This is a genomic window from Aeromonas lusitana (assembly GCF_002812985.1).
Taxonomy (GTDB): Bacteria; Pseudomonadota; Gammaproteobacteria; order Enterobacterales; family Aeromonadaceae; genus Aeromonas; species Aeromonas lusitana.
On sequence record NZ_PGCP01000014.1, the window covers coordinates 100,277 to 125,062 of the forward strand.

The window sequence follows — 24,786 nt, forward strand, 5'->3', positions numbered from 1 at the left end:
AGCGCCGAAGAGACAGGTTTGCTCCCATCTACTGCCCGGTGCCAGACTCACCATTCCACCTATACGGGGGGATGGGCTTATGCTTTCCACATTCCCTTGTTACCATGCCGGCCAAAGCACCCCCGGCGCCAGACTCACAACCCCACAGGAGCCCCTATGATCCTCTCAACCACCCCCACCCTGGAAGGCAAGACCATTCGTGAATACCGCGGCATCGTCGTGGGCGAGGCCATCCTCGGCGCCAACGTGTTCAAGGACCTGTTTGCCGGCATTCGCGACATCATCGGCGGCCGCTCCGGCGCCTATGAGAAGGAACTGGCCCGCGCCCGGGAGATTGCCTTCGAGGAGCTCAAGGAGCGGGCCCAGGCCCTCGGTGCCAACGCCGTGGTCGGCATCGACATGGACTACGAAGTCGTGGGCCAGAACGGCAGCATGCTGATGGTCAGCATCAGCGGCACCGCCGTGGTGATCTGAATCCCCTTGCCGCCAGCGGGCGGCATGCCAGTCCAAAGAGCCGATCCCGGGATCGGCTTTCTTATTGGCCGTGGTTCAGGAGAAGGCTGGCAAGGGCGCCGACATCCTCAGCAGAGTCGCCAAAACCGGGCTCCGGAGCCTTACCACTGCATTGAGAGGCCCTTTTCCACCGCCCTTGGGCCGGTTTTCTGTTCATTTATATTGATTGAAATATGACTGTTGTTTGATTTTTCTAAACAATAATGGGCCCTGTCATGACTACCCAGCCCCTTGTCGGGGCGCCAAGGGATGGCTTGAGATTAGACTCGGCTACGGGCTTCCAGGCTCGGCGGCGACGGGAGCGAGCGCCCGCGACAGCACAATGAAAAAGGAGAGGCCATGGCCTCTCCTTTTTTGTCTTCCGCCTGTCAGGAGGCATCAACCAGCAGGGTACGGACCTCGGTGAGGGCCGCGGTGAAGAAGAGCCGCGCCAGCTCCGGATCCCCTTGCCCGGCATCGCGCGCGACGTTGGCAATGTCGCCGCCGAGCAGGGTGATGGTATTGCCGACCTTGCTCACCCGATCGATGAGGGAGCCAAATTGCTGGGAAAATGCCGTCGTTTGGCCGAGGAAGCCTTGCTGACGCTGGATCTGGCCCTCGATCTGGTTCACCTGTCCCTCCAGACTGCTCACCTTGTTCTGGGTTTGCGTCAGGGTGACGGCGAGCGCGATCAGGCCCGGCAGCCCCAGCAATCCCAGTCCCAACAGGTAGAGTTTTCTCTTGTTGAGGGAGTCCAGCTCCTGACGGGCCCCGGCCAGGTTGGATTGCAGCCCGGCGATGGTGGCTTGCAGCTCCACGCCGATCCGCTGCAACGCTATGTTGTCTTGCACTATGCGATCGTTGGCGGTCTGGCTGGCGGTCAGGGTCTGGGCGGTCAGCGCCTGGATGGGGGTGATCTCCTGCTGGACCAGATCGACAAACGCCTTAAGCGCTTGCGGGTTGAAGGGACCGGTATTGGCCAGCTGCTGCACCAGTTGCGCCTCTAGGCGCACAGCAAACGCGAGCACCTGTTGCTGCATGGTCTGCACTTGCGGCAACAGCGCCGCGACGACCTCACCGACATTTTGTTGGATGTTGACGGCGTTTTGCGGCAGGCCGGTGAAGGACTGAATGGTCGCTTCGGCCTGCAACATGTTGGCGATGGATTGGGAAAGAATACCGTTGCTCATAGGGTCTCCTCATGGCAGAGGGCGGCCTGGCCGCCCTCCCGTGGTTTAGGCGGCCAGGCGCGCAACGAAGTTGGCGATGGTGTCGGTCTGCGGCACTTGCAGCGGGCTCACGCCGGCCATCTGGGCCTTGATGGTGGTCACGTCGGTGAGCACCGTCTTGACCGTGGTGTCGGCGGCGGTCAGCCAGAGTTGGCGGATGTCGTCGCCACTGGTGATCCCCTTGTCCAGATCGGTGATCAGGCTGCCCAGATCGGAGGTGAGGGAATCCCAGGCATTGCTCATCTGGGTGGCCGCGGTGACGGCGTTTTGCGCCTGTACTTGCAACCCCTTGTAACCGTTGCCTATCTGAGTGGCGAGCAGCACTTCGCTGTTGAGGTTACTGCGTTTTTGGTACAGATCCTGGCGAGCACCGAGGGAGTTGTGCAGCACTATGGCCCCGGCCGTGATGCCGCCAGCGCCGGCGACCATCATGGCGACTCCGCCGATGACGACCGGGGTCGAGGTACCGGCGGTCACGAAGTCGGCCACGGCGCCGATGGCGGTGACGAAGGCGCCGCCAATCACCAGCAATCCCCCGGCGACGATACCGGCGATGGCGCCGTCGATGGCCGCGTTCACCTTGTCGATGTCGCCGTTGAGCTGGGCGAGCACCCCGTTATCCCCCTGCACCTTGCTGTTGAGGTTCACCACTATCCCCTGGAAGTTGCTGGAGTCTGTGATGAGGTTGTTGTTGAGATTGACGATCACCAATCGGGTGTCGGAGGAGAGATGTTGATATTCGACGGCCTGCTCCTTGATGACGCTCAGTTGCCTGAGCCACTGCGCCTTGGTTGAGCCGGGCGGCAGCACGGCGGGAATGGCGTTTTGCAGGGCAAAGTAGTTCGAGATGTTGCTGATGTTGGTGATGATCTGCGGCTGGACGGTATTGAGATAGAGGTCCGCGTGCCCCTTCGCGAGATCGAGCCCCTGGTTGATCTGGGTCTGGTTGTCCTTGAGGTTCGGGAACTGGCTGAAGTCCACCGGTACCTGCTGCTTGACGCTGTTGCAGTAGGTCTGAATCTGCATGGCCTGGGAAGCCTGGTTGGCCATGCCCTGATCCATGGTGATGGTTGTTGCGTTAGTCATTGCGCGTGTCCTTGCGTGGTGGGTTTAAGCGTCTGGCAGGGTGCCGTTGCCGGCGTAGGCTGCCTTGATGTCGTCAACCTGGCCCGAGAGCAGCTGCCAGGACTGGGTGTTGAACATGACGGTGCGCCGCAGCTGCCGCACGTCGTCGGGACTGTTGAGATCGGCGACTACGGGAGCGGCCTTTTGATAGGCATCGGCCACCTTCTGCCAGCCGACGGGCAACTGGGTGATGGTGTCGGCAATGCGGCTGTAGGTGTCGACAAACAGCTGGTTTTGCGCCTGTACCGACTTGGCCACTGTCAGCATGCTATTGGTGGCCGCCAATGCCTGGTAGGCCTGGGCCAGCTTGTCGGTGTTGGTCTTGAGTTCCCGGGCCGCGAGGCTTGAGCCTGCGATGCCTGATGAGATCGCCTTGAGGCCCGAGATCATGTACTGGGTCTGCTGATCGGTCTCTTTGGCGATCGCCTGCTGACTGGCCGGTTTAGCCTCCTTGTCAGCGGGCTTCTCTCCCAGCGTCAGGGAGGTGACGACGGCCCGCCCCAGTTGGTTGACCCCTTCACCGGCCTTGCCCCCCTCATCAACGATCGCCTGGATATTGGCGGCGATGGCCTGGTTGAGATCGTCAATGGTCTGGGCCTGGCGCTTGGCGTCGGCCATCAGATCCTGCTCGAGCTGGGTGATCACACCGTTGAACTGCGCCATCAAGGGGCGCAGGGAGCTCCAGGCCACCTGTACTCGCGTATTGAGTGCCTGGGCATTGAGCTGGTAGCTCTGGGCCTGATCGCACAGCGATGCCAGCTGCTCGGCCAGCCGGGCTCGGCCCGCGAGCACGGCGGCGTCGTCATCCTGGCCAAGCAGGCGGTTGAAGGCGGCGATCAGGGCGTAGAAGTTGGAGCCATTGCTCAGCAGATGGATAAGACCGGACAGGTTTGTTCTCTGGTAATAACGCGCCTGGTTCATCATCTGGGCTTGGTAGGCTTCGATTTTTACCGCGAGGGTGGAATCGATCTCGCTGTTGGCCAATGACTGCTGTATGAGCAACAGGTTCGCATAGGTCTGGTTGAGCAGGGCGGGTGAGGTCGTCGACAGATAGGCTGCCAGCAGCCCTTGATCCCCAAGATCCAGTGTGGCGATCGTGGTCATGATATGGCCTCCATCATGATGTAGGTGAGCTGGCTTGCGGGGGAAGGTCCCTGCATTGAGAGGGCGGGGTGAGGTAGTCGGGTGTCCTGCTGCATCATGCTGCTCTCCTCGTGACTAAGTGGGTTTGTCTCCGGCCTTGTGCCGAGACAGACTCACCCTAGGGAAAGGCAAAACAGGTTGCAACTGACAACTTTGTCACTTGATGTTTGAGGCCGATCGGCTAGTAAGGGGGACTGGTTATGCAGCTTGTCCATGCGGTCACGGATTGGTGAAGACGGGCAGGATCCAACCCGTCGGCTGCCAGCGGAGCCTGCTCGTCAAACACGCGCAGCCGTGATGTAACAGGACTTTATCGAGGCCATCTCATTGCCTGAAAACTCGCGCGCCTTGTCATCGGCCGGATCAATTGAGCCTGACCACCTGATAACCCGCGCACTTGCCCATCAGATAGCCCACCTCCAGCTTGCTGAGGTTGCGGGTGAAGCGGGAGACCGGGAAATAGTCCGCCGGGGCGATCACCGCTATCTGGCAGTCATCCGGCGGATTGGCGATGAAATCGAGGGCCTCGTTGTAGCGGCGATCCCGCCGGGCCAGTGCCTTGGCCAGGGCGGGGCGGGCCTTGAGCAGGGTGCGGATCATCCAGGGGAAGGGCATGGGTTTGAGCCGATAACCCAGTGGCTCGGAGAGGATCACAGTGATCTGGCGAGCCCCGCGTCGGTAGGCCTCGATCACCGGGATGGAATCGGCCACCCCGCCATCCGTCATCGGGATGCCGGCCACCTGGGGGTAATCGCGCGAGACGAGGGGAATGGCACAGCTGGCGGGCAGCACCTCGTGCATGTTCTCCGGCTTGACCCTGATGTACTGTGCCCCGCCGGTCAGGGTATTGGTGACCACCGCATAGAAGGGAATGGCGCTGGCCCTGAGGGTGTGAAGATCGAGGGGATACTGGCGACAGCTGGTGCGCCAGAGCCAGTGAATATCCACCAGATTGCCTCCCTTGGCGAAGCGCAGCGGATCCATGAAGCGCGGCGAGCGGGCCAGCTTGGTCATGATGTCGTGGCTGCGCCCGTGCTGGCTGGCGAGATAGGCCAGCAAGTTGGTGGCACCGGCCGACACGCCGATGGCAAAGTCGAAGGGACGATAGTCATGCTCGATGAAGGCATCCAGCACACCGCTGGCAAATATGCCGCGCATGGCGCCGCCTTCGACGACCAGTGCGTTGGGAGAGGGATTCTTGATCATGAGGTTGGCCTCATCAGGGGGGCGGCAATGGCGGTGCCGGGAAACCGGTCGCCAGCGGGGCTGACCGACGATGTGGCGCCATTCTAGGTCGCGTTTTTTGTTTAGAATATCTGACAATATCAAATCAGTTGTTTGGTTTTTTTAAACAAAAATCGGGCCTGAAACGGCTTGTGAGGCGAGTCTGCCATGGCTTAGAATGGAACCTAATGGGTCTATCCGTCACCGGGCCCTGATGTCGCCGCGCCGCCGCGCTCCCTTATCCTAAAGCAGGTATCTCATGGCATTGCTCAAGCCCGCCGGGTTGAAACCCGGTGACACCATAGGTTTTTTCTCCCCCTCCAGCGCGGCTACCGCCTGGGCGCCAAACCGGTTCGAGCGCGCCAAGGCGTATCTGGAGGACCGCGGTTTCAAACTCAAGGCCGGCAGCCTGACCGGCGCCCAGGATCACTGGCGATCCGGCTCCATCGCCGCGCGGGCCGAGGAGCTCAATGCCCTCATTCGCGATCCGCAAGTGCGCGCCATCATGTCGGTGATCGGCGGCAACAATTCCAACTCCCTGCTGCCCTATCTCGATTACGAGGCGCTGCAACGGGATCCCAAGATCCTCATCGGCTATTCGGACGTGACGGCCCTGCTGCTCGGCATCCATGCCAAGACGGGCCTGGTCACCTTCTATGGCCCGGCGCTGGTGGCCTCGTTTGGCGAGTTGCCGCCCCTGGTGGACGAGACGCTGGCGAGTTTTAAGCAGATTTGTCTGGCCGGGGCCAAGGCACCTCATGTCTTGCCAACGCCAACCCACTGGAGTGAGGAGCGCCTCGATTGGGAACACCAAACCCGGGCCAAGCAGTGCCAGCCCAACCGGTTGATCTCGGTGGGATCGGGCAAGGTACGGGGGCGGCTTATCGGCGGCAACCTCAACACCCTGTATGGGATCTGGGGCTCCCCCTATATGCCGCCCATCGAGGCAGGGGACATTCTGCTGCTGGAAGACAGCCTGCTGTCCGCCGAAACCCTTGAGCGATCCTTTGCCCACCTCAAGCTGTGCGGTGTGTTCGAGCGCATCGGTGGTCTCATCCTCGGTAAGCACGAGCTGTTCAATGCCCAGGGCAGCGGCAAGCGGCCACTGGATATCCTGCTGGAGGTGGTGGGGGAACCCGGCTTCCCTATCCTGGCGGAATACGACTGCGCCCACACTCACCCCATGCTGACCCTGCCACTCGGCATCCAGGCCGAGCTGGATCTCGATGGCCAGCACCTGACCCTGCTGGAGTCCTGGCTGCGTTAGCCGGGGCTAGGAGATAAGGGGGAATAAAAAGAGGCCGCAATTGCGGCCTTTTTCAGGTGATGACGAGAGGATGAGCCTCTCGTCACTGTTATGGTTTCACTGTCTTCAAGGCAGGGCATCGGCCCTGAAGCTCGCCCGGATCTGGGGTACCAGGGGGGAGGGATCGAAGCCCTTCTCTTCACCCAGCACGGGATGGAGCAGGGCCACCTCCGGGATCGGGGCGAGATCCCCGGCCAGCAACTGGCGGGTGGCCTGTCCCATCTGATAGAGCTGGCGCACCGCTGCGAACTGGCGCTCGAGCTCGATCCCGCCATCACTGCGGGTGAAGGCCATCATGGGGATCTGGTACGGAGCATCGCGGGCCGGCTTGGCGCCGTGAATGCCCTTGCCCGCCGACATCAAGAACGGTTGATGATCGCCAAAGGCCACCACCAGGTAGCGTTTGCCGGACGCATCGAGGGTCTTGAGCAGCCGCTCCAGGGACGCCATGGCATCCACCACCCCCGTGTAGTAGGTGTTGAGCAGCTGCTTGTCCGCGGCGCTCTGATCCGGGCAGGCCCCGTCTCGCTGCTGGGCCTGGTAGCGATCCCCGTCGAAGGGGCCGTGGCCCTGCATGGTGACCGCGTAGGCAAAGAGCGGCTGGCTGTCTTGATCGCTGCGCTTGAGCAGGTGATCGATCAGCGCATCGTCCGAGATATAGAGCCCCTTGTGCTCCAGGCTGGTGAAGCGGGTATCGAACCAGCGCTCGTCATAGCCGAGTGCCGGTATGGCCTTGGCGCGGCCCCAGAACTTCTCCACATAGGGATGGGCGAACAGCGTCTGGTAGCCATGTTGCCGGGCGGTGCGGGCGAGCCCGGGCACCTGATCCGAGAGGTAGTAATAGGGCACAACTCCCTGTTTGAGTAGGCCCACCGGCAGGCCTGTGTTCATCTCGAACTCCGCCAGCACCGTCATGCCCCCCGTGGTGGGGGAGTGGATGGTTTTTTGCCACTGTTGCACCCCGGCGGGCAGGATCAGGGTGGGGGCGGGGGCGCAGATCTTGCCCTGCCAGTCGAGCCAGAGGGACTCGTATTGCAGCACTATCACCAGATCGAAACGAGGGGATTGGGCAACCGAAGGGGGGAGGGACTCTCGATGGCCAAGCTCAGGGGTGCGCTCGTTGATCTGCAAGGGATAGCGGAAGATGTTGCCGCTTTGCAGCATCTCATCCACCAGGTTGAACAGGTAGAGGCCGGGACCGGCGCGGATGATGTCTCTGTGGTAGTTCACCGCCCTGTCCACGTAGCGCACGTTGGCGCCGAGCAGCTTGTTGCCGGTCTGGGTGGCAAACACGCACAGGGCGAAGAAGGCGGCGGTGGCGGCTGCCGTGCGCAGTACCCAGCGCGACAGGGCGAAGCGCCAGCACAGGAACAGCAGTAGCAGGCCCCCCAGCACCGGCAAGACCGGGTGCTGATCGAGCAGGATATGCGCCAGCGCCATCAGGTTGCCGAGATCGTCGCCCCCAAGGGGCACCCCATAGATGGCTATCTTCATGAAGTTGGCGAGCAGCCCTATACCGGAGAGCGCGGTGAACACCAGCCCCATGTAGAGGTTGAACCCCGCCAGGGCGCACAGGCTCCAACCCAGCACCATGCTGCCCCAGGCGAGATAGTAGTGCTCTGGCCGAAATCCTGACCAGAGCAGAAACTCCCCGAGCTTGAACACCACGAAGCCGTGCAGCAGCACGAAGGTGAGGTTGCCGAGTAGCAGGCTGCCCAGTACCCGCGAGCGGTAACTCAGGCGCAGGCGCGGCATCAGCACCCGCAGCGCGGCGGCGCTCACCAGCAGCACCAGCAGCAGGCTGGTCATCAGATAACCGAGATTGAAGCCGCGCTCCGGCAGGGTTTGCAGGATCTGGCTGTACTCCCCGCTCTCGGGTCTATCCTTGAGCAGTATGCCGATGCGCAGCTGGTAGCGGCTATCCAGGGCATCATCCGGCGCCCTGAGTGTGCTGTTGAGATCCAGGGTACAGCGCTCCTTGCGGCACTTCTGGCGCTTCTCCACCGCCTGGCTCAACTGATCGATGCGCTCGCCCTTGTCGTTGAGCAGCTCCACCCGCACCTTGTCCCCCGCCTGCAACGGCTTGAGCAGCTGCCATTGACTGCGCACCACCAGATAGAGGCCGCGGGGATCGCTCTTGTAGAGCAGGGAGTGACGGTTGAGGGTGGCGAGCGGCTGATCGGCGGGCCCCAGGATCAGCGGCTCGGCGCGGCCGAGCCAACTGGCGGGGTTGAGCAGGGGCAGGGCCAGGGTCAGCAGCAGCAGCGCGATCAACAGAGCCAGCAGCAGGGAGGTCAGGCGGAACGCCTTGGGGGTGCTGTGGTCTGAAACAGGGGCATTCATAGGGGCTCATCCTTGGAGCGGGTAAGGTCGCGGCGAGCGACTGCATCTATTTTGACCCGATGGTGATGGGCTTGTTCCTTGATGTCAATTTAATGACTGCCGGATGAATATTGTGTGAAGGCGATGACGTGCAAATTGTGATCCCGATCCAGTGAACGGATTGATTCTGTGATGAAAACGGCATCATGGCACTTTGATACTGGCCTGCACCTTTCTTGCTGCTTAGTCTCTCAATAACGGTCGGAGGTACATGTATGAATCCCAAAGTTGCAGCACGGCAGGCGAGGTTGCTCCAGGCGCTGGAGAACAAAGAGGAGATCCGGATAGGCCGCGAGCGAGACTGTCCCTTGCCGCTTGCGCAACTGCTGAGGCTGACCGGGGATCACCCGGACGTGCTCAAGGTTTACAGCCATGGCCTCACCGCCGAGGTGTTTCACCTCAAGGTGGAGGATCATCACTGGTGCCTGAAGCGTCGCCGCCAGGATTCACTGGTAGCCAATGTGGACGGCAAAACCGCCTTTCTCACCGAGCTGGAGCGGCGCCGTGAAATCGAAGCCCTGCGCGAGCTGCACCCCACCATATTGCCTCACGTGGTCTGCACCAGCTTCGGCTCGGCCCGAGCCGGCGTGCTGGTCTCCCCCTGGCTGCGCGGTACCCCGGTCAGTGAGCTCAATGCCCGCAATCTGGCGCAGATGCTGGCGGTGGAGGCGGAGCTGGCCCGCTGGGGCTGGTTTGACTGGGATCCCAGCCCGGGCAATCTGCTCGACGATGGCCAGCAGATCTCGGTGTTCGATTTTGGTTACATGTGGCCCTTCGATCCCCGCCATGAGTTCAACTCCAACGGCCTGTCTGACCCCGAATTCCATGTGCCGGAGCGGCTGGAGACCCGGACCCTCTCCGGCCTCTGGCTGGATGAGGCGGATCCCCTGCCGCTGTTTCGCCACTGGCGCGAGCTCTGCCTGGCCTGGGCGAAGTCAGAGCTGCAATATCTGGTGCGAGAGGGGGCCAGTGCCGCCGTGCTGGCCCGGCTGCAGGGGCTGGTGGGGGAGTGGAGTGCGGCGCTCGCAAGCGAGGAGGCCCTGGTCGCCAACTGGTGGCGCGACATGTATCGTAGCCATCGGCTCGATATATTGGACGATCTCAGCGGCAAGAGCTGCGGCCCGCTCACCCTGCGCCGCCTCGACTGGCTGGAGAGGGCGGTGAGCGACCACTTCCCGGCGCTGGCGGACAACCTGAGCGCCGACGAGGCCGGGCTCGGCCAGCGGGGGCTCCTGCAAAGGCTCGCCGGTCTGCGCGATCAGATCCTGGCCTACCAGTTGCCGTCATCGACCCGGGTCGCCTCGGCGGGTCACGCCACCGTCTAGTCAGGCAAATTTGGGATCAAAAAAAGAGGGGCCTAGGCCCCTCTTTTTCATGTCGGTTATCGATGTTGCGTGGCGAGCACGGCTCAGTCGAGCAGCTCCTGGTGGAGGCGATTGACGATGTGGCCCGCCTCGCTCTCTTTCACCAGGAAGCAGAGGTTGTGGGCACTGGCACCGTAGCAGATCATGCGGATGTTGTGCTCGCGAATAGCATCGAACACCTGGCTGCCGACCCCGACCGCCTCACTCATGTGGTTGCCGATGAGGGCCACCAGTGCAAAATCTGTCTCCACTTCCACCTTGCACAGCTGGCCGAGCTCCGCCAGTACCTTGTCGCCTAGGATGGGTTCGCCATTGCTCTGGCTGCCGGTGTGATCCAGGGTGAGCGACACGCTCACCTCAGAGGTGGTGATGAGATCTACCGAGATGCGGTGGCGGGCCAATATGCCGAACACCTCGGCCAAGAAGCCGTAGGCGTGGAACATGTTGAGGCTGTGCAGGGTCACCAGTACCTGCTGGCGGCGCAGGGCCACGGCCCTAAACAGTGGATTGGTACGGGTGCTGGCGCGGATCCAGGTGCCGCCGGCGGCCGGATCCTTGGCGGAGCCGACAAACACAGGGATGTCCTGGCGCAGGGCGGGTTGCAGGGTGGCCGGGTGCAGCACCTTGGCGCCGAAGGTGGCCATCTCGGCCGCCTCCACGAAGCTGATTTCGGGAATGGGGCGGGCCCGGGTGACCAAGCGCGGATCCGTGGTGTAGATGCCGGGCACATCGGTCCAGATCTCTATGGTGCCTGCGTCCAGCGCCTCGGCCAGCAGGGCCGCGCTGTAGTCTGAGCCGCCGCGCCCCAGGGTGGTGGTGCGGCCATCGCTGTCAGCACCGATGAAGCCCTGGGTGATGATGAGGGTATCCCCGAGCAGGGGGGCGATGTGTGCCTGGCACTGGGCCCGGGTGGCGACAAGATCCACGCTGGCCTTGCCAAAGCGGCTGTCTGTGCGCATCAGCTGGCGCACATCCTGCCACTGGGCCTTGACGCCGCGCTGGTGCAGGAGTTCGGTGAAGAGGCGAGTAGACATCAGCTCGCCGCAGGCGATGAGTTTGTCGGCGAGCTCCGCATCTGTATGCAACTGCGCCTGGCGGGCCAGGGTGCGGATCTCGGCGAGCTGGGCATGGATGAGGGCGCTCACGTCGCCTGGCTCCCCGAGGGCACTCAGGATGGCCTGCTGGATTTCGGCCAACCGGGTCAGCTGGGCATCCTGCGCCGCCTCGTCAAGCTCGCCCTGGGCCAGGCTCACCAACAGGTTGGTGACGCCGGCGCTGGCGCTCAGCACCACCACCCGGGTCGCCGGATTGGCCAGCACCACATCGGCACAATGGTTCATGGCCGCGGCATCGGCGACACTGGTTCCGCCAAACTTGGCGACGTTGATCGGGCTCATTGCATACTCCAGTCTTAAGGTGAAAATCCAGTTTCATCAGGCAAAAGAGAGGAGGAGGCTGAAAAATGGCAGGAATAGCGAAGGATCCCGGCCAGAAGCACTCCACCCGCAGCGCCCATCCCACACCAAACCCGCTCTGAATGCGGTGTGGGATGCACACTACCGATGACAACTCGGGGGATTCAGCCCCCGCAGCCGACGCGGCGGTATCCAGTTACCTGCCTCGTCTCGGCGCTGCTCCCCCTGACCCAAGTTCATCGGACTCTGGTGTCCTCCCTTGGGCTGCCTGGGCAGCGCTCCTCTTCTGGTGCCACCTTGGCAGGTGGCGTGCATGTAGAAATACCCTGCGCTGGATTGCACTGTCAATCGAGTTTGTAAAAAAGTTAAGAATCGACAATATCCAGGCACAAGATCAATAAGTTACGTTAAGGTCTTGTACAAACAGTTACAAGATAGTCTTGGACAGCACCTTGGATCTGCGCTGCCAGTTGTAGAGCCGCTGCCGCTCGACCGGCAGATCCTCGACCTCCAGCGGCTCGAAACCCCGCTCCCTGAACCAGTGAATGGAGCGAGTGGTGAGCACGAACAGCCGCTCGATGCCGAGCCGCTTGGCCCGCTCGGCCACCTTGGCGATCAGCTGATCGCCGCGGTTGGAGTTACGGTACTCGGGGTGGATGGCGACGCAGGCCATCTCGGCCATGGCCTCCTCCATGAAGCAGTAGAGGGCGGCGCAGCCGATGATGAGGCCGTCGCGCTCTATGATGGTGAACTTGTCGATCTCCATCTCCAGCTGCTCGCGGGAGCGGCGCACCAGTATGCCTTCTTCCTCTAGCGGGCGGATGAGATCCAGAATGCCGCCGATATCCTCGATGGCGGCGGCCCGCGCCCGCTCGGCGCTTTCCCGCACTATCTGGGTACCCAGACCGTCGCGGCTGAACAGCTCTTGCAGCATGGCGCCGTCATCCTGGTAGCTCACCAGGTGGGAGCGGGGTACGCCGCCGCGGCACGATGCGATGGCCGCGCGCAGGTAACGGGCGGTACCGGACATCTCTTCCCCGGCCTGCTCAAGTTCCACCAGCAGTTCTTCCGCCTGCTCGGGGAAGAGCTCGGAGATGGCCTCGCCGTGGCGGTCCATCACCCCCTGAGTGCTGCTAAAGCAGATGAGCTTGTCGGCTTTCAAGTCCACCGCCACCCGCCGTGCCACCTCTTCCGAGCTCAGGTTGAAGCTCTCGCCTGTGACCGAGCAGCCGATGGGGGAGATGAGCACCAGGCCTTGTTGATCCAACTGGCGACGGATCCCCTCCACGTCGATGCGGCGCACCCGGCCGCTGTGGCAGTAGTCGACGCCATCTTCCACCCCAAGGGGCTGGGCGGTGACGAAGTTGCCGCTCACCACGCTGATGCGCGCCCCCTGCATGGGGGTGTTGGCGAGCCCCATGGAGAGCTGGGCCGTGATGTCGTATTGCAGACCGCCGCACACCTGCTTGATAAGATCGAAGCTCTGATCGTCGGTGACCCGGATGCGCCTGTGGTATTGCGCCTCTATGCCGGCCCGGGCCAGTGCCTGGTCGTTTTGCGGGCGCGAGCCGAACACCAGCACCAGCCTGATCCCCAAGGTCTGCAGCAAGGCGATGTCGGTGACTATGTTGGCAAAGTTGGGGTGGCAGAGGGCTTCGCCCCCCATCATCAGCACGAAGGTGGCGCCTCTGTGCACGTTGACATAGGGGGTAGACTGCCGAAAGGCATAGACCAGACTGGGTTCGCGTTCACGCACGGGGGATTTCTTCCATAAAAAAACAGCAATTTGCTCAATATATGAAAATAAATTCACAAATCAAGACTAAATATTGATTCGTGGTGTTATTTTCTCCCGGCGCTCGCAGGGGCGAGTGCAGAGGGCAGGGCAGGGGCGGGACCTTGCACGGGCCCGGCTCAGTTGATCCGGGGCCATAACCTGTTATCTTCGATATTCCTTTTCGTCAGTCGCGGCGATCCGCGCGTTTTATACAGGGACAGGCCATATGGAGCAGATTATTTCACCGGCAGAGGCGCTGCCGGGTCGACGGGAAGCGCTGGAAATTGGCCAGCAGCACGCAGTGAATGGCCACCCGACCCAGGGTCCCTGGCCCGAGGGGCTGGAGCTTGCCTGGTTTGGCATGGGCTGTTTCTGGGGCGTGGAGCGCCTGTTCTGGCAACAGCCGGGCGTCTACTCCACCGCCGCCGGTTATCAGGGCGGGCTGACCCCCAACCCCACCTACAAAGAAGTGTGCAGCGGTCTGACCGGTCATGCGGAGACGGTGCAGGTGGTGTTTGATCCCAAGGTCATCAGCTACGGCGATCTGCTCAAGCTGTTCTGGGAGCAGCACGATCCGGCCCAGGGCATGCGCCAGGGCGGCGACGTTGGCACCCAGTACCGCTCGGTGATCTTCTTTGACGACGACAGTCAGGAAGCCATCGCCCAGCAGAGTCTGGCCGCCTTCCAACAGGCCATGAGGGCGAGCGGTGATGCCCGCACCATCACCACCCGGATCCTGCCTCTGGCGCCTTTCTACTACGCCGAGGATTATCATCAGCAATATCTGAAGAAGAACCCGGAAGGCTACTGTGGTCTCGGGGGGATCGGGGTCTGCCTGCCGCCGAGCCTGAACCGCTAAGCGCTGGAGATACAAGAAAAGGGGTCTGTATGGCCCCTTTTTAATTGGCTTGAGAGAAGCCTGAAAGAAGATTGCAAAAATATCGCAAAAAAACTGTCATGGCAGGGAACTTTACTGAACTAGAGCTGACTAATCCGGTAGCTACCATGGATGGTAGCCAAGACCAGACACATTTTTCTTGCCTCGATATTCATTTAACTTAGAAAAGCGCGATGAATTGAAAATGATAGCAAGCAGGGCTGCCCGATGAGGCGGCCCTTTTCATGGATGACGATCGGTCAGGCCATGTTTGACAGCATGTGCGGCGGGAACAGGGATGGGGAGTCGCGGCGCTCACAGCGCGGCGTCAGCGGACTCAGCCTATGGTGCTGTCGAACAGGTTCTTGATGAGATCGATAAATTCATCGAGGAAGGCTTGCTGGGCCGGGGTGGGGGCGCGCAGCCAGACCGCGGAGAGCACCTCTTCCAGGTCAGCCACCACGGCGTCGGCTTCCTGCATGATCATGAAGCGCACCTTGGCATCGAGCTGGGGGTTCTGCTCGCAGATGGCCATCAGGTTGTCGGCCACCCGGTTGCTCACCAGATCCTCGATGGTCTGGGTGCCCGTGCCCTGCTGCTGACTCTCGAACAGCCCAAGACTCTCGACCAGATACTCTACCAGCGCGTTATACCCTTCGCTCTCTACCACCATGATGGCTGCCTTCACTCATTGATATGCGGAAATGGGGGGTATTTTAGTGGCTGGCCCTAGCTTGGCAAGCGGCAGTGCAGGCGATGGCGGATAAAACTGACCCCACCGCGCTCGACAGTTTCCAATCCGGTCTGCTCAAAGCCGTGACGCAGAAACAGCCCCAGGCTGAAGGTGCTCGCCTCCGTGGTGAGCAGGCGCAGCCCAAGGCGCCGAGCGGCCTGCATGGCGGTCTCGAGCAAACGGCTGCCGAGGCCCTGGCGCTGATGATCTGCGCTCACATAGAGCAGGCTCAGGTGACCGTCCTGGCTTAAGGTCACAAAGCCGAGCGGCGTGATTGGCTTGGTACCTTGCTCCGCCATCTGCGTACCCGCTTGTTCAGGCGCCTGTTCAATCACCCAGCCATGGTGCTCTCGCAATTGAGTAACGAGTCCCGGATGGCGAGCCCCCTGGGCCCACCGCTCGACTTGCTCTGGGCTGTAGTGCTCGGGGCCTGCTTGGCGCACCGACTGCTCGAACAGGGCGAGCAGGGCAGGAATATGGCCCTCGTCCAGGGGAACGACTTGATAGGTGACTGGGTTCTGGGATTGAGATGCGTCAGGCATGGAGGGGCTCATGGTTTGATGGGAGAAGAAGCGTGGGAAGAGGCCTGGGGGCGCTTGGCCTTGGGCAGACCCGCCACCACCCGCTCATAGGAGTGTACTATCCAGCCTTGCCACAGCTCGGCATCGAGACTCTCGCTCAAGGTGACCGTGTTCCAGTGCTGCTTGTTCATGTGCCAGCCGGGTTTGACCTCGGGGTGGATCTCCCGCAGCAAGAGCGCGAGTTCAGGCTCGCATTTGAGGTTGATGGTAAGGGGCTCGGCCTGCCAGTCCACCAGGGCGAACATCTTGCCGGCGATGCGATAGACCAGGATCTCGGGGCCGAACGGCGTATCTTCGGTGGCGCCGGGCTGGCTTAGCAGGAATTCACGTAACGATACAAGGCTCATACAGGACTCCATGCTGGTCCGATGATAAGTGGCAGCATATTCAGCGGAGGGCCCCATCTGTTAATATGCCAGCCGAGTATATCCCCCAACTCCCCGGGAGCCCATAAGATGTTGTACCACAAGACCTTTGAGCTGAGCCCCGAGCGGGATTGGGTGGTGTTCGTGCACGGCGCTGGCGGCAGCTCCTCCATCTGGTTCAAGCAGTTGCGCGCCTATCGGGAGCACTTCAACGTGCTGCTGCTGGACTTGCGCGGCCACGGCCAGTCCAACCAGTTGCAGCAGGTGGTCAAGGGGCACTACAGCTTCAAGGCCGTGACCGAGGACATACTGCGCCTGCTCGATCACCTGAGCATCCCCCGCGCCCACTTCGTCGGCATCTCCTTGGGCACCATCCTCATCCGCCACCTGGCGGAGCTCTGCCCGGAGCGGGTCAAGAGCATGGTGCTCGGCGGCGCCATACTGCGCCTCGATATCCGCTCACAGACGCTGGTGCAGCTCGGCCGGGTCGGCCAGCACATCCTGCCCTACATGTGGCTCTACCGGCTGTTCGCCTTCATCATCATGCCGCGCCAGCACCATCAGGAGTCCCGCAACCTGTTCGTGCGCGAGGCCAGAAAGCTGTGCCAGAAGGAGTTCAAACGCTGGTTCCGCCTCGCCACCGAGGTCAACCCCCTGATGCGCTACTTCAAGGAGCGGGCCCTGCCGATCCCGACCCTCTATCTGATGGGGGAGGAGGATCATATGTTTATCGCCCCGGTACGCGAGCAGGTCGCCTGCGATCCCTACAGCCAGCTCGCCATCATCGAAAACTGCGGCCATGTCTGCAACGTGGAGCAGCCGGAGCACTTTAATCGGCAGTCGTTGGCGTTTCTTTCCACACAAGCATGTGTTTGCGCTTAAGCCTTTGCTCAGCCCCTATCTCAAGCAACGCTGGGAAGATATGTCATACCGGAACCGATTCAGCGTTGCAGTTTTGCCATCGAAAGGGACAGGGTGGCCCCGGGAGTTAACACCGAATTACTGTATCGGTAGAGTCCCAGTATTGTATTTGTAACGCCTACCGTAACCGGCGCATTCGTAGTAAGGGAAGCGAATGGAAAATACGTTCGCTTTGGTAGTGTTTTTAGGCATATTCAATTTAATGCAACAGCACGAAATCTTTGGGATAAAAACTCTTCATGCGGATTTACGACACCCTCTATTACCTTCTTTAGCATTGCAATTAAATCATCATCAATAATTGGAAGCATAATTCCCCTCCCATCCACGTATGTGTCATTGCATCTCGCTAATAGCGTGTCCATGTTATCTACTGATCGGCATAGAAGCAGACCAAATTTACCTCGATTTATCGAAAAACGGCCAGAAAGTTGGTCTATCTCAGGGTTGGCAACTTCACGTGAGTAATTCTTGCATTCTACGAAAACGAATTGGGCTGGAGTTTGATAGGTAGTATGTAGTCGATGGAAAAATCCTTTGCTTGCGGAGTTATCGAAAGTAATATCTATACGCTTTCTTCCATCATGGATCTCATTCTCGACTATAGGCGAGACAACATCAGGATAGAAAAGAAACTCAAGAATACCGACGACTAGCCTATGATACTTAGTTGCATCTTCCCCGCCTGGTGCAATAGCGCCAAGCTTATTGATCAGGTATTGTGCAATAAGAACTGGATCACTATCATCTATTTCCTCATTAGAAATTGCTATGGCTGTGTGCTGAATCCACTCTTTGAAATCACGGAATACTTCGGGATGGCTGTCTGTAAAAGAGGCTAGGAACTCTTTAGAATAAGAGGACTCCTGTGATTCCTTTAAAGATTTTTTTGTCACATAGGGTGTACCGTCCACACGATGTTGGACAAGAGCTGAATGGCTTCGAAGATGTTCATGCTGCAGATACTCGAGAACAAATTGATTGTAATATTTCTGAGGTGTGTGTTTTTTTGAGTAGGAAACAATACCTTTGGGTGTCAAAAGTATCTTTCGGCCATCGACAATCAGCATCGATTCATACCGGTTATTCCAGGAGTGTGTATTTCTATCCCAATAAAACCCAGACTGAACATTTTGCTGTAATGCGATTCCCCATAGTTTACACTGCTCTTGTGTGTAAGTTACAAGATGGCTACGAGTTATGTTTGTGGTCATATCTGATATTTTATCTTTGTCGATACCGTCAATAAAAAGGCGAAAGTCTTCTAGATCCTCAACAATACCAGTCGCCACAGCTCGGCTCTGAGCAATGCTATTAAAAAGCTTATTACTGTCGATGGAGCCGATCGCATTGCCACGAGGCCTACCCCTGGATAATCCCAAACACGTTTCATTAGGCTCATGTAGGTAGTCAAAAAGAGCTCTTGCTCGAGCAGTTTTGCCATCTCGAATAAAGTTAACAAACGCTTGAAAGAAACTTCGAAGTGTACGGGTTGCATTGATTGACCAAGAGTCGGTGCGGCAACCAAGGAAAAATGGGTCTACAAATAATGGCGTATCAGCCTCTGTGTCTATATCAACAAAATCCAGTTCAAATTGAGTGACTTCCAAATTGTATATTTCGCTGACCTTCACTATTTTTCTCCATATCGCCTAGTATCGCACTTTGCAGAATATTTGGAACGAAGCGTAAAATTCTTCGCAAGTAGTGTATTATTAGCCAAGGCTCAGGTCGCTGCTTATAATCTGCGTAGGGGAAAGAGCTTGGTAAAGTTCTGGCAAAGTCAACCTGACATATTCTGTTAAGGATATTGAAATTACAGAGTCAGGAGATACACCAACAACAGATGCTACGGATTCTGGACCAACCGTACCATCTGAACGTCCGTCTTTTTTCTTTAATTTAATTAAATTACCAAGATATGATTTAAATGCTTCTTCGCTTACCCCCAGATCAAAAATGGACAGCGCTGGCACTACCTCCTTTAAAGAAAAGTAATGTTTGGCATGAATATTCAGATTGCCATTTTCACCTTCCGAACCATAAACCAAAAAATGATATCTATCACGACCTCTCATTTCATTTTTTGCTTTTTCGTAGCATTTAAATTTATCTTTTTCGGTTTTAAATTCTCTTTGAGAACGCTTGAACTCAACAAGTATTAACTTGGCGTCGACGCCAAAAATCCCATCGCCACCTATTTCCTGAGTGCCAGATAGTGGCGCAGCAAAGTCAATTTTTCTATCAGTTGCAGTCTGAATAATAAATTTATACTCGACTGTTTTCTCCCACCAAATCATTAATTATTTTCACTCCATATCATTAATTGCTAAAAATTTATCATGCGGAAAGCACCCATGTGATAATGTTTTAGTATAAATCAAGTGATATTTTTAAAACATTAAAACATTAAAACATTAAAACATTAAAACATTAAAACATTAAAACACCAGGGATATCTTAATGCCCTACGCGGCCCCACGTAATTCATGCCGTGGATATATGGAACCTTTCCTTGCTATCCATCAACGGATCTCAGTGGTATCCATTTCTTATTCTGCTTCTCGGCCAGCTACATGGCTACCGCATAGGGTTTCAGCTCCTAGTTCTCTGCTTTAACCGGATTGAGGAAAGGCAAGCCATGGGCTTCCATTGATTTCATTTGGGGTTGTGAGAACCGGATGAGTAGGATATCAAATGCTGACCAGCTTTGTTGAGTGAAAAAGCATCTAACCCGTGGCGTTTGAATGAAATCTTGATGTTGGTCAGATTTTTACGGAGGTCTGTCAAGATAGTTAGGGCTGGTGAACAGGAAAGTAGTAAACAGGGGACGCGGCCATAAGATGGGGTCTCAATACCCCGTCATCTCCAGATAGCCCAGCCCTTGGGCATCTCCCGAGACGGAGACTGCTCCCTCCCAGTAGTCGAAGCGGCCCGTCATGGCCTGATTGGGCTGGCGGGCACGGATGGTGAGATTGAGATCGGCGGCTTTTAGTTGCCACTCGATGGGGTAGGGCTGACCTTTAGGGCTGCGCCAGGTCTTGCCGGGGGTGAGGGCGATGGATTTGGGGGAGAGCAACCGGCTGCTGCCATCGCGCTCAATCAGGATGCCGTAACGGTTCTCCGGTTCGGGGCGACCGGCCTTGGTGCGCAGGCGAAACAGCATCAGCTCGCGGCCATCGGCAAGTTGCAGGGAGAACCAGTCCCAGCCGGCCTGCCACTGTGCCAGTACCGAGCTGCTCCACTCGTGATCGAACCAGCCCTGGCCGCTGACTTTGCGGGTCTCCCCGTCCAGGGTTAAAGTGCCGTTTAAGTTAAGGCGCGGGAAGGAGTAGTAAAACGAGGCGTTGCCCGGGCTCTTCTCGCTGTAACCCGATTTACCTTGCAGCACAACGGGTTTGCGATTGCTCACTCGAAGATCCAGCTGGCCGATGGCACTGTCGACGCTGAGCCGCGCGGGAAAGAGCGCCGTTCCTTGGGATTTAAGTGCCCACTCCCTTAGCCAATACTCGCCCTGGCTGGCGCCTGCCAGACCCGGCCCCTGACGGCTGGTGCGCTCGTCCTGCAGATGCTTGCCGGTGGCGAGATCCGTGATGGCGAACTGTGCCAGCCAGAGCTGGGGGGTCAGCCAGGGATTGGTCAGTGGTTGCTCTCGAATTGAGCCTTTTTTATCAACCCCTTGCCAATCGACCCCCTGGCGAAACAGGGTCCACTGCAGGCCGTACTCGCGCCCCTGTTCGTCTTTGAGGTTGCCGGTGAGATACCACCACTCGGAGCGATAATCCGGGTGGGCCGCGTGATCCGTGGGCAAGTTTATTGTTTGCCCCGGTTGTGCCTTTTTAAACTGTTCGCCACCACTGCCGAGCACAGCCCCGAGATCCTGGGCCTGAACACTTATGCCAAGCAGGGCACACAAGGCGGACAGCAGCTTGGTACGTAGTGAGCGCTTCATACCACTCTCCTCGCGGCAAACCAGGAGGCCAGGGCGCCACACACCGGTGCCAGCAGCAGCGCCGTGATGGCGTGAGTCGGGGCAGCTTCGAACGCCAGCCGCCAACCGAAGGCGCGGGGATTGACCACTTCAATGAGCACCCAGGCGAGGCCATAACCCACCGGCAGGGCGAGCAGGGCGGTGAGCAGCCCCAATCCGGCGCCTTGCCACACCAGCAACTGACGACAGCGGTGGGGGCTTAAGCCCAGACTCTGCAAGGTCTGCAACTCGGCTTTGCGGGCGAGCCCCAGCACCATAAAGGCGGAGCCGATACCGACAAAGGCTATCCCCAGGATCAGCAATTTCAGCAGCTCGGTCACCACGAAGGTCTGATCGAACACCCTGAGCGCCGCGGCGTGGATGGCGGGGGCGGGCAAGAGGGTAATTTTTTCCCCAAAGCGCGCCCGCAGCTCGTCGGCGAGCCGCTCCGGCTGAGGGCTGAAGAGCGCCAGGGATTGTACGGGTCCGGTTTCGAAGTCGTGCAGGATCTGCCCCTTGTCGCTGCCGTAATCCTGATAGACGCCGGTGACTTGCACAGCTCGCGGGCCCGACTCACTCGTGATCACTAGCGTCTGGCCGACCTTGACCCCGAGGCGCACCGTCAGCGGCTCGCTCGCCAACACCTCGCCCGGCCCTGTTGGCCAGCGGCCGCTCAGCAGGGGATAGGCGGCTCTGAGCTCGGGGATGGCGTCCATCTGGGCCCATTCGATGGGTTGCCCCTGCCAGCGGGCGGGCTGCACCGAGCGGCGGGAGGCGGCTTTGAGTTCCGGGCTGGCGAGTATGGTGTCCAGAGTTGGCTTGTCGAGCGTGCCCCGGCTGCCCGCCGCACCCCTGGGGGCGCTCACATAGAGATCGGCGGCGAGGCGCTGGCCCAGCCAGATCTCCACGCTGGTGCGAAAGCTCGACACCATGACGCCGATGCCGATGGCGGCGGCGATGGCGAGTTGCAGCGCCATCACGGCGATGGCGGTGCGATCCAGATGGTATTGGGTTTCGGCGACGGCCAGCCTCAAGGTGAGGCCGCCACGCCGGCGCCGCAATAGACTCAGCACCCAGCGCAGGGCATCCGGTAGCCATAGCGCCATGGCCAGCAGCCAGCCGCCGGCGATCAGCAGAGCGCCGGGGAGCCCAGTCTGGGGCAGCCACAGGCAAATGGCGCAGACCAGCAGGATGACGAGCGCCAGCAGGCGCCGGCGCCAGGGATGGGCGCTCAAACGTACCTGGCCTTCTCGCAGTTGCAGCGGCGATTGGCGCAGCAGTGCCCACCAGCCGGGCAGGTTGGCGGCGAGCGTCCCAAGCAGGCCAAGGGCCGCGGCCTTGATAAGGCCCGCGGGGGAAAGGCGCAAGAGATCGATGGGATTGGGGCCGTAGAGATCCGCCAGTGCCTGGGTCAGCTGACCCATCAGCGCCTTGGCGAGCAAGACTCCGAGCACCAGGCCGAGCAGGGTGCCGAGGCTGGCGAGTAAGCCAAGTTCCAGCCCCAGCCAGAGCAGTACCCGGCGCGGCGGCATGCCCAGGATGATCAGCTGGGCCAGCTGGGGGCGGCGCACGCTCTGCACGAAGCGCTGGGCGTTGAACACAAGGAACAGCCCCACCGCCATGGCGAGCAGGGAGAGGGCACTGAGGTTGAGCCCCAGCGCATCGCCGAGCAGGCTGGCATCGAGCGCGGGGCTGATGGGCTCTAGCCACAGCGGTTTGGGCAGTTTGGCTTGCAGCGCCGTGGCTTCTGCCTCGCTTAGCTTGAACAGGATGCGATCCAACCACCCGTTCTTGCCAAGCAGGGGCTGGGCTATGCCGAGATCGGTGAGCAGCAGCCGCTCCATGGGCACGGCGCCGGGCTCGAAGGTGCCCGCGAGCGTCAGTTGGAGTGACCGCTCACCCTGCAAAAAGTGGCGGGTCTGACCGACAGCCCAACCGAGCCGTTTGGCTTCCGGCTCGGCGAGCCAGACGCCATCGGCCCGCGCCAGGGAAAAGGAATCCTTATCGCCGCCTTGTTTGCCTGAGCCGAGCAAGGGGCTCAAGGGGCCCGGGTTCAAGAGATCGATGCCGAGCAGCTGGAAGCTGCGCCCCTGGGGGTCTTTGAGCCAGGCGTGCACCTGGGGCAGGGCCGCGAGGGCGCGCTTGCTTCGCACCAGCTTGACGTAAAGCTGCTCATCGAGACCGCCGCTTGGGGCCAGCCGGTAGTTTGCCTCCCCGGCGAGCTGGCTGCGGGCGGCGACGAAGTTAGTCTTGGCGCTCTGGTTGAGCAGCTCGATGGCGACCACCAACGAGACCCCCAGCATCAGGCCGGTCAGGCTCATCAGCAGCAGCCAGGGATGGGCGCGGTAGAGGCGCAGCAGCGCCTTCAGGGGCAGCACGGCGTGGCTCCTTGGACGGGATCAGGCGATCGATTCACCGCCAGATCAGCCATGGGCCGTGCCCTTGAGCGCCACCAGCCGCCCGCCTTCGAGGCGCAGCACCCGATCGGCCAGGGCGCCATAGGCCGGGTTGTGGCTCACCAGCAGCAGCCCGGCCCCCGTCTCTTTGACCGCCGCCATCATCAGCGCCATCACCTGCGCGGCGTTGTGCTCATCAAGACTCCCGGTGGGCTCGTCGGCGAGCAGCCACTGGGGCTGATGGATGAGGGCCCGGGCCAGGGCGACCCGCTGGCGTTGGCCGCCGGAGAGCTGCTCCGGCCAGGCGTGGCGTTTGCCTTCTATCCCAAGGCGTGTGAGCAGGGCCGTCAGCCGGCCAGGCTCACGGGGCAGACCGTTGATATCGAGCGGCAGGCAGCAGTTCTCCTCCACCGTCAGGGTCGGCAGCAGGTTGAAGTCCTGATAGACGATGCCAAGGTGGCGACCACGCAGGCGGGCCCGCTCGCTGGCCGACTGCGCATCTAGGCGGGTCTGCCCGAGCCAGACTTCCCCCTCATCGGGGGCAGTCAGCCCGGCGATAAGGTTGAGCAGGGTGGACTTGCCCGAGCCGCTTTGTCCCAGCAGCAGGCAGGTTTCACCGGCGTTGAGGCAGAGATCCAGCCCCGCAAACAGGGGGGGCGAGGCGGCGCCAGGTTCGAAGGACTTGCTCAGGTTTTTCAGGCTCAGCATGGGATAACCGGTTGATGGCCAATGGCTTTCACTGTGCCTGCCACTATGCCAGTTAGTGATCCCGGCTGCAAAAGGGATGAGGATCCTCGCTGGATCCCGCTTGCCAGAGGTGGTTAGAATAGGGGCTTCCATGGGTCACAGGATGAGCAAGGATGTTACACAAGCAAGTCAGTTTTATCGTCGACAGCAAGGGCACCAAGCAGGCTGCCGTGGTCCCCATCGACATCTACAACGAGCTGATGACCCTGCAAAAGGCGCTCTCCGACAACAAACCGGGGGAGCGCGAGCTCTACCACTTCAACGGCAAGGGGGCCGAGGCCCATGGCTACCCGGTGGGCAAGCGGCAAAACCCCGGCTTCATGGTGCAGGCAGGATCCACCGCCAACGGCGAGGATGCGGCATCCTTGCGCGAGGCGGTGATCGAACTGCGCCTCGAGCTGCTGGACAAGGGGGTGCTGAGCGCGCGGGCCGAGGGTGGCTTCGTGTTCGTGGCCGATCAGCTGTTCAACAGTCCGAGCCTGGCCGCCAGTCTGGTGGCAGGCAACAACCGAAGCGGTCTGGACGCCTGGCAAAACAGCGCCGGCTATACCCTCAAGCAGTCCGGTTTTGGCAAGAAATAGCCTGAATTTCATAAGCAGCGCTAATGAACGAGGGTGTTTGATAAGATTTTTTCAGGATGTTGCGCCGACATCGAAACGCGAGGGCGCGGATATCGCCCTCTCGCCGGATCTGAACGGCGGATAACACGCGGCCCCGGCGCCTTTTCCATCGACATGAA

At 60.0% G+C, this 24,786-nt stretch carries 21 protein-coding genes and 1 riboswitch; of the genes, 6 read left to right on the plus strand and 15 right to left on the minus strand.

Translation table 11 applies throughout. From position 1 onward, the window contains the following. Positions 1–156: 156 nt before the first annotated feature. Positions 157–474: a heavy metal-binding domain-containing protein gene (locus tag CUC44_RS10260; protein ID WP_100859864.1), complete on the plus strand. Its 318-nt coding sequence runs from the start codon at positions 157–159 to the stop codon at positions 472–474. Between the two features lie 407 nt (positions 475–881). On the opposite strand, the gene CUC44_RS10265 is transcribed toward CUC44_RS10260, so the two are convergent. The 4 genes from CUC44_RS10265 to CUC44_RS10280 all read right to left on the minus strand — a co-directional run bounded on the left by CUC44_RS10265 (position 882) and on the right by CUC44_RS10280 (position 5,195). Then, entirely contained in the window at positions 882–1,682 is an 801-nt protein-coding gene (locus CUC44_RS10265; RefSeq protein ID WP_100859865.1) for a hypothetical protein, read from the minus strand. A 45-nt stretch (positions 1,683–1,727) separates the two neighbouring features. Continuing rightward, positions 1,728–2,807: an HBL/NHE enterotoxin family protein gene (locus tag CUC44_RS10270; protein ID WP_100859866.1), complete on the minus strand. Its 1,080-nt coding sequence runs from the start codon at positions 2,805–2,807 to the stop codon at positions 1,728–1,730. Between the two features lie 24 nt (positions 2,808–2,831). Beyond that, the gene (locus CUC44_RS10275; RefSeq protein WP_100859867.1) at positions 2,832–3,950 is read right to left on the minus strand and encodes an HBL/NHE enterotoxin family protein; all 1,119 of its coding nucleotides are present in this window, start codon (positions 3,948–3,950) and stop codon (positions 2,832–2,834) included. 402 nt (positions 3,951–4,352) lie between these two features. Then, positions 4,353–5,195, minus strand: coding sequence for a patatin-like phospholipase family protein (locus CUC44_RS10280; protein ID WP_100859868.1), 843 nt, complete (start codon positions 5,193–5,195; stop codon positions 4,353–4,355). 277 nt (positions 5,196–5,472) lie between these two features. Here CUC44_RS10280 and CUC44_RS10285 point away from each other — a divergent pair, with 277 nt between their 5' ends. Next, the gene (locus tag CUC44_RS10285) at positions 5,473–6,480 is read left to right on the plus strand and encodes a S66 family peptidase (protein ID WP_100859869.1); all 1,008 of its coding nucleotides are present in this window, start codon (positions 5,473–5,475) and stop codon (positions 6,478–6,480) included. A gap of 105 nt (positions 6,481–6,585) precedes the next feature. Here CUC44_RS10285 and CUC44_RS10290 read toward each other — a convergent pair whose 3' ends face one another. Next, positions 6,586–8,862: an LTA synthase family protein gene (locus CUC44_RS10290; protein ID WP_100859870.1), complete on the minus strand. Its 2,277-nt coding sequence runs from the start codon at positions 8,860–8,862 to the stop codon at positions 6,586–6,588. 254 nt (positions 8,863–9,116) lie between these two features. Between CUC44_RS10290 and CUC44_RS10295 the strand changes: the two genes are divergently transcribed. Continuing rightward, positions 9,117–10,226, plus strand: a complete 1,110-nt coding sequence (locus CUC44_RS10295; protein WP_100859871.1) for a protein kinase family protein — start codon at positions 9,117–9,119, stop codon at positions 10,224–10,226. Between the two features lie 83 nt (positions 10,227–10,309). Here CUC44_RS10295 and lysC read toward each other — a convergent pair whose 3' ends face one another. Together lysC and argA are read right to left on the minus strand one after the other, a co-directional pair. Then, positions 10,310–11,662: a lysine-sensitive aspartokinase 3 gene (lysC, locus tag CUC44_RS10300; protein ID WP_100859872.1), complete on the minus strand. Its 1,353-nt coding sequence runs from the start codon at positions 11,660–11,662 to the stop codon at positions 10,310–10,312. Between the two features lie 87 nt (positions 11,663–11,749). Further along, a riboswitch (Lysine riboswitch) is annotated at positions 11,750–11,974 on the minus strand. A 133-nt stretch (positions 11,975–12,107) separates the two neighbouring features. Beyond that, on the minus strand, positions 12,108–13,436 hold the full coding sequence (gene argA / locus CUC44_RS10305; RefSeq protein WP_100859873.1) for an amino-acid N-acetyltransferase: 1,329 nt from the start codon (positions 13,434–13,436) through the stop codon (positions 12,108–12,110). Between the two features lie 247 nt (positions 13,437–13,683). On the opposite strand from argA, the gene msrA reads away from it, so the two are divergent. Further along, complete coding sequence (msrA, locus tag CUC44_RS10310) at positions 13,684–14,316, plus strand: peptide-methionine (S)-S-oxide reductase MsrA (protein WP_100859874.1); 633 nt, start codon at positions 13,684–13,686, stop codon at positions 14,314–14,316. A gap of 355 nt (positions 14,317–14,671) precedes the next feature. Here msrA and CUC44_RS10315 read toward each other — a convergent pair whose 3' ends face one another. The 3 genes from CUC44_RS10315 to CUC44_RS10325 are packed head-to-tail and all read right to left on the minus strand — an operon-like array spanning position 14,672 to position 15,995. Continuing rightward, positions 14,672–15,007 carry a DUF3802 family protein gene (locus tag CUC44_RS10315; RefSeq protein WP_100859875.1) on the minus strand — a complete coding sequence of 112 codons (336 nt, stop codon included), beginning with the start codon at positions 15,005–15,007 and terminating at the stop codon, positions 14,672–14,674. Between the two features lie 56 nt (positions 15,008–15,063). Then, positions 15,064–15,609: a GNAT family N-acetyltransferase gene (locus CUC44_RS10320; protein WP_425266308.1), complete on the minus strand. Its 546-nt coding sequence runs from the start codon at positions 15,607–15,609 to the stop codon at positions 15,064–15,066. Between the two features lie 8 nt (positions 15,610–15,617). Next, the gene (locus tag CUC44_RS10325) at positions 15,618–15,995 is read right to left on the minus strand and encodes an MmcQ/YjbR family DNA-binding protein (protein WP_100859877.1); all 378 of its coding nucleotides are present in this window, start codon (positions 15,993–15,995) and stop codon (positions 15,618–15,620) included. A 108-nt stretch (positions 15,996–16,103) separates the two neighbouring features. Here CUC44_RS10325 and CUC44_RS10330 point away from each other — a divergent pair, with 108 nt between their 5' ends. Next, on the plus strand, positions 16,104–16,895 hold the full coding sequence (locus tag CUC44_RS10330) for an alpha/beta fold hydrolase (protein ID WP_100859878.1): 792 nt from the start codon (positions 16,104–16,106) through the stop codon (positions 16,893–16,895). 233 nt (positions 16,896–17,128) lie between these two features. Here the strand turns inward: CUC44_RS10330 and CUC44_RS10335 are convergent, their stop codons facing one another. The 5 genes from CUC44_RS10335 to CUC44_RS10350 form a co-directional block, all read right to left on the minus strand. After that, positions 17,129–18,568: a hypothetical protein gene (locus CUC44_RS10335; protein ID WP_100859879.1), complete on the minus strand. Its 1,440-nt coding sequence runs from the start codon at positions 18,566–18,568 to the stop codon at positions 17,129–17,131. Positions 18,569–18,649: 81 nt separating this feature from the next. Continuing rightward, positions 18,650–19,234 (minus strand): hypothetical protein, encoded by a 585-nt coding sequence (locus CUC44_RS20955; RefSeq protein WP_157812769.1) that lies wholly within the window; start codon positions 19,232–19,234, stop codon positions 18,650–18,652. Positions 19,235–19,785: 551 nt separating this feature from the next. Next, the gene (locus CUC44_RS10340) at positions 19,786–20,886 is read right to left on the minus strand and encodes a lipocalin-like domain-containing protein (protein WP_244166759.1); all 1,101 of its coding nucleotides are present in this window, start codon (positions 20,884–20,886) and stop codon (positions 19,786–19,788) included. Then, a complete protein-coding gene (locus CUC44_RS10345) occupies positions 20,883–23,282 on the minus strand; it encodes an ABC transporter permease (protein WP_100859881.1) in 2,400 nt (799 codons plus the stop codon). The genes CUC44_RS10340 and CUC44_RS10345 overlap by 4 nt, the downstream gene beginning before the upstream one ends. 45 nt (positions 23,283–23,327) lie before the next feature. Continuing rightward, a complete protein-coding gene (locus CUC44_RS10350) occupies positions 23,328–24,008 on the minus strand; it encodes an ABC transporter ATP-binding protein (RefSeq protein WP_167388860.1) in 681 nt (226 codons plus the stop codon). 152 nt (positions 24,009–24,160) lie between these two features. Here CUC44_RS10350 and CUC44_RS10355 point away from each other — a divergent pair, with 152 nt between their 5' ends. Beyond that, entirely contained in the window at positions 24,161–24,628 is a 468-nt protein-coding gene (locus CUC44_RS10355) for a DUF4357 domain-containing protein (RefSeq protein ID WP_011706372.1), read from the plus strand. The last annotated feature ends 158 nt before the right edge of the window (positions 24,629–24,786 follow it).

Bases quoted from the DNA above. Each gene is read 5' to 3' on its own strand.
- CUC44_RS10260 (WP_100859864.1), top strand. From the start codon at position 157: ATGATCCTCTCAACCACCCCCACCCTGGAAGGCAAGACCATTCGTGAA.
- CUC44_RS10265 (WP_100859865.1), bottom strand. From the start codon at position 1,682: ATGAGCAACGGTATTCTTTCCCAATCCATCGCCAACATGTTGCAGGCC.
- CUC44_RS10270 (WP_100859866.1), bottom strand. From the start codon at position 2,807: ATGACTAACGCAACAACCATCACCATGGATCAGGGCATGGCCAACCAG.
- CUC44_RS10275 (WP_100859867.1), bottom strand. From the start codon at position 3,950: ATGACCACGATCGCCACACTGGATCTTGGGGATCAAGGGCTGCTGGCA.
- CUC44_RS10280 (WP_100859868.1), bottom strand. From the start codon at position 5,195: ATGATCAAGAATCCCTCTCCCAACGCACTGGTCGTCGAAGGCGGCGCC.
- CUC44_RS10285 (WP_100859869.1), top strand. From the start codon at position 5,473: ATGGCATTGCTCAAGCCCGCCGGGTTGAAACCCGGTGACACCATAGGT.
- CUC44_RS10290 (WP_100859870.1), bottom strand. From the start codon at position 8,862: ATGAATGCCCCTGTTTCAGACCACAGCACCCCCAAGGCGTTCCGCCTG.
- CUC44_RS10295 (WP_100859871.1), top strand. From the start codon at position 9,117: ATGAATCCCAAAGTTGCAGCACGGCAGGCGAGGTTGCTCCAGGCGCTG.
- lysC (WP_100859872.1), bottom strand. From the start codon at position 11,662: ATGAGCCCGATCAACGTCGCCAAGTTTGGCGGAACCAGTGTCGCCGAT.
- msrA (WP_100859874.1), top strand. From the start codon at position 13,684: ATGGAGCAGATTATTTCACCGGCAGAGGCGCTGCCGGGTCGACGGGAA.
- CUC44_RS10315 (WP_100859875.1), bottom strand. From the start codon at position 15,007: ATGGTGGTAGAGAGCGAAGGGTATAACGCGCTGGTAGAGTATCTGGTC.
- CUC44_RS10320 (WP_425266308.1), bottom strand. From the start codon at position 15,609: ATGCCTGACGCATCTCAATCCCAGAACCCAGTCACCTATCAAGTCGTT.
- CUC44_RS10325 (WP_100859877.1), bottom strand. From the start codon at position 15,995: ATGAGCCTTGTATCGTTACGTGAATTCCTGCTAAGCCAGCCCGGCGCC.
- CUC44_RS10330 (WP_100859878.1), top strand. From the start codon at position 16,104: ATGTTGTACCACAAGACCTTTGAGCTGAGCCCCGAGCGGGATTGGGTG.
- CUC44_RS20955 (WP_157812769.1), bottom strand. From the start codon at position 19,234: ATGATTTGGTGGGAGAAAACAGTCGAGTATAAATTTATTATTCAGACT.
- CUC44_RS10340 (WP_244166759.1), bottom strand. From the start codon at position 20,886: ATGAAGCGCTCACTACGTACCAAGCTGCTGTCCGCCTTGTGTGCCCTG.
- CUC44_RS10350 (WP_167388860.1), bottom strand. From the start codon at position 24,008: ATGCTGAGCCTGAAAAACCTGAGCAAGTCCTTCGAACCTGGCGCCGCC.
- CUC44_RS10355 (WP_011706372.1), top strand. From the start codon at position 24,161: ATGTTACACAAGCAAGTCAGTTTTATCGTCGACAGCAAGGGCACCAAG.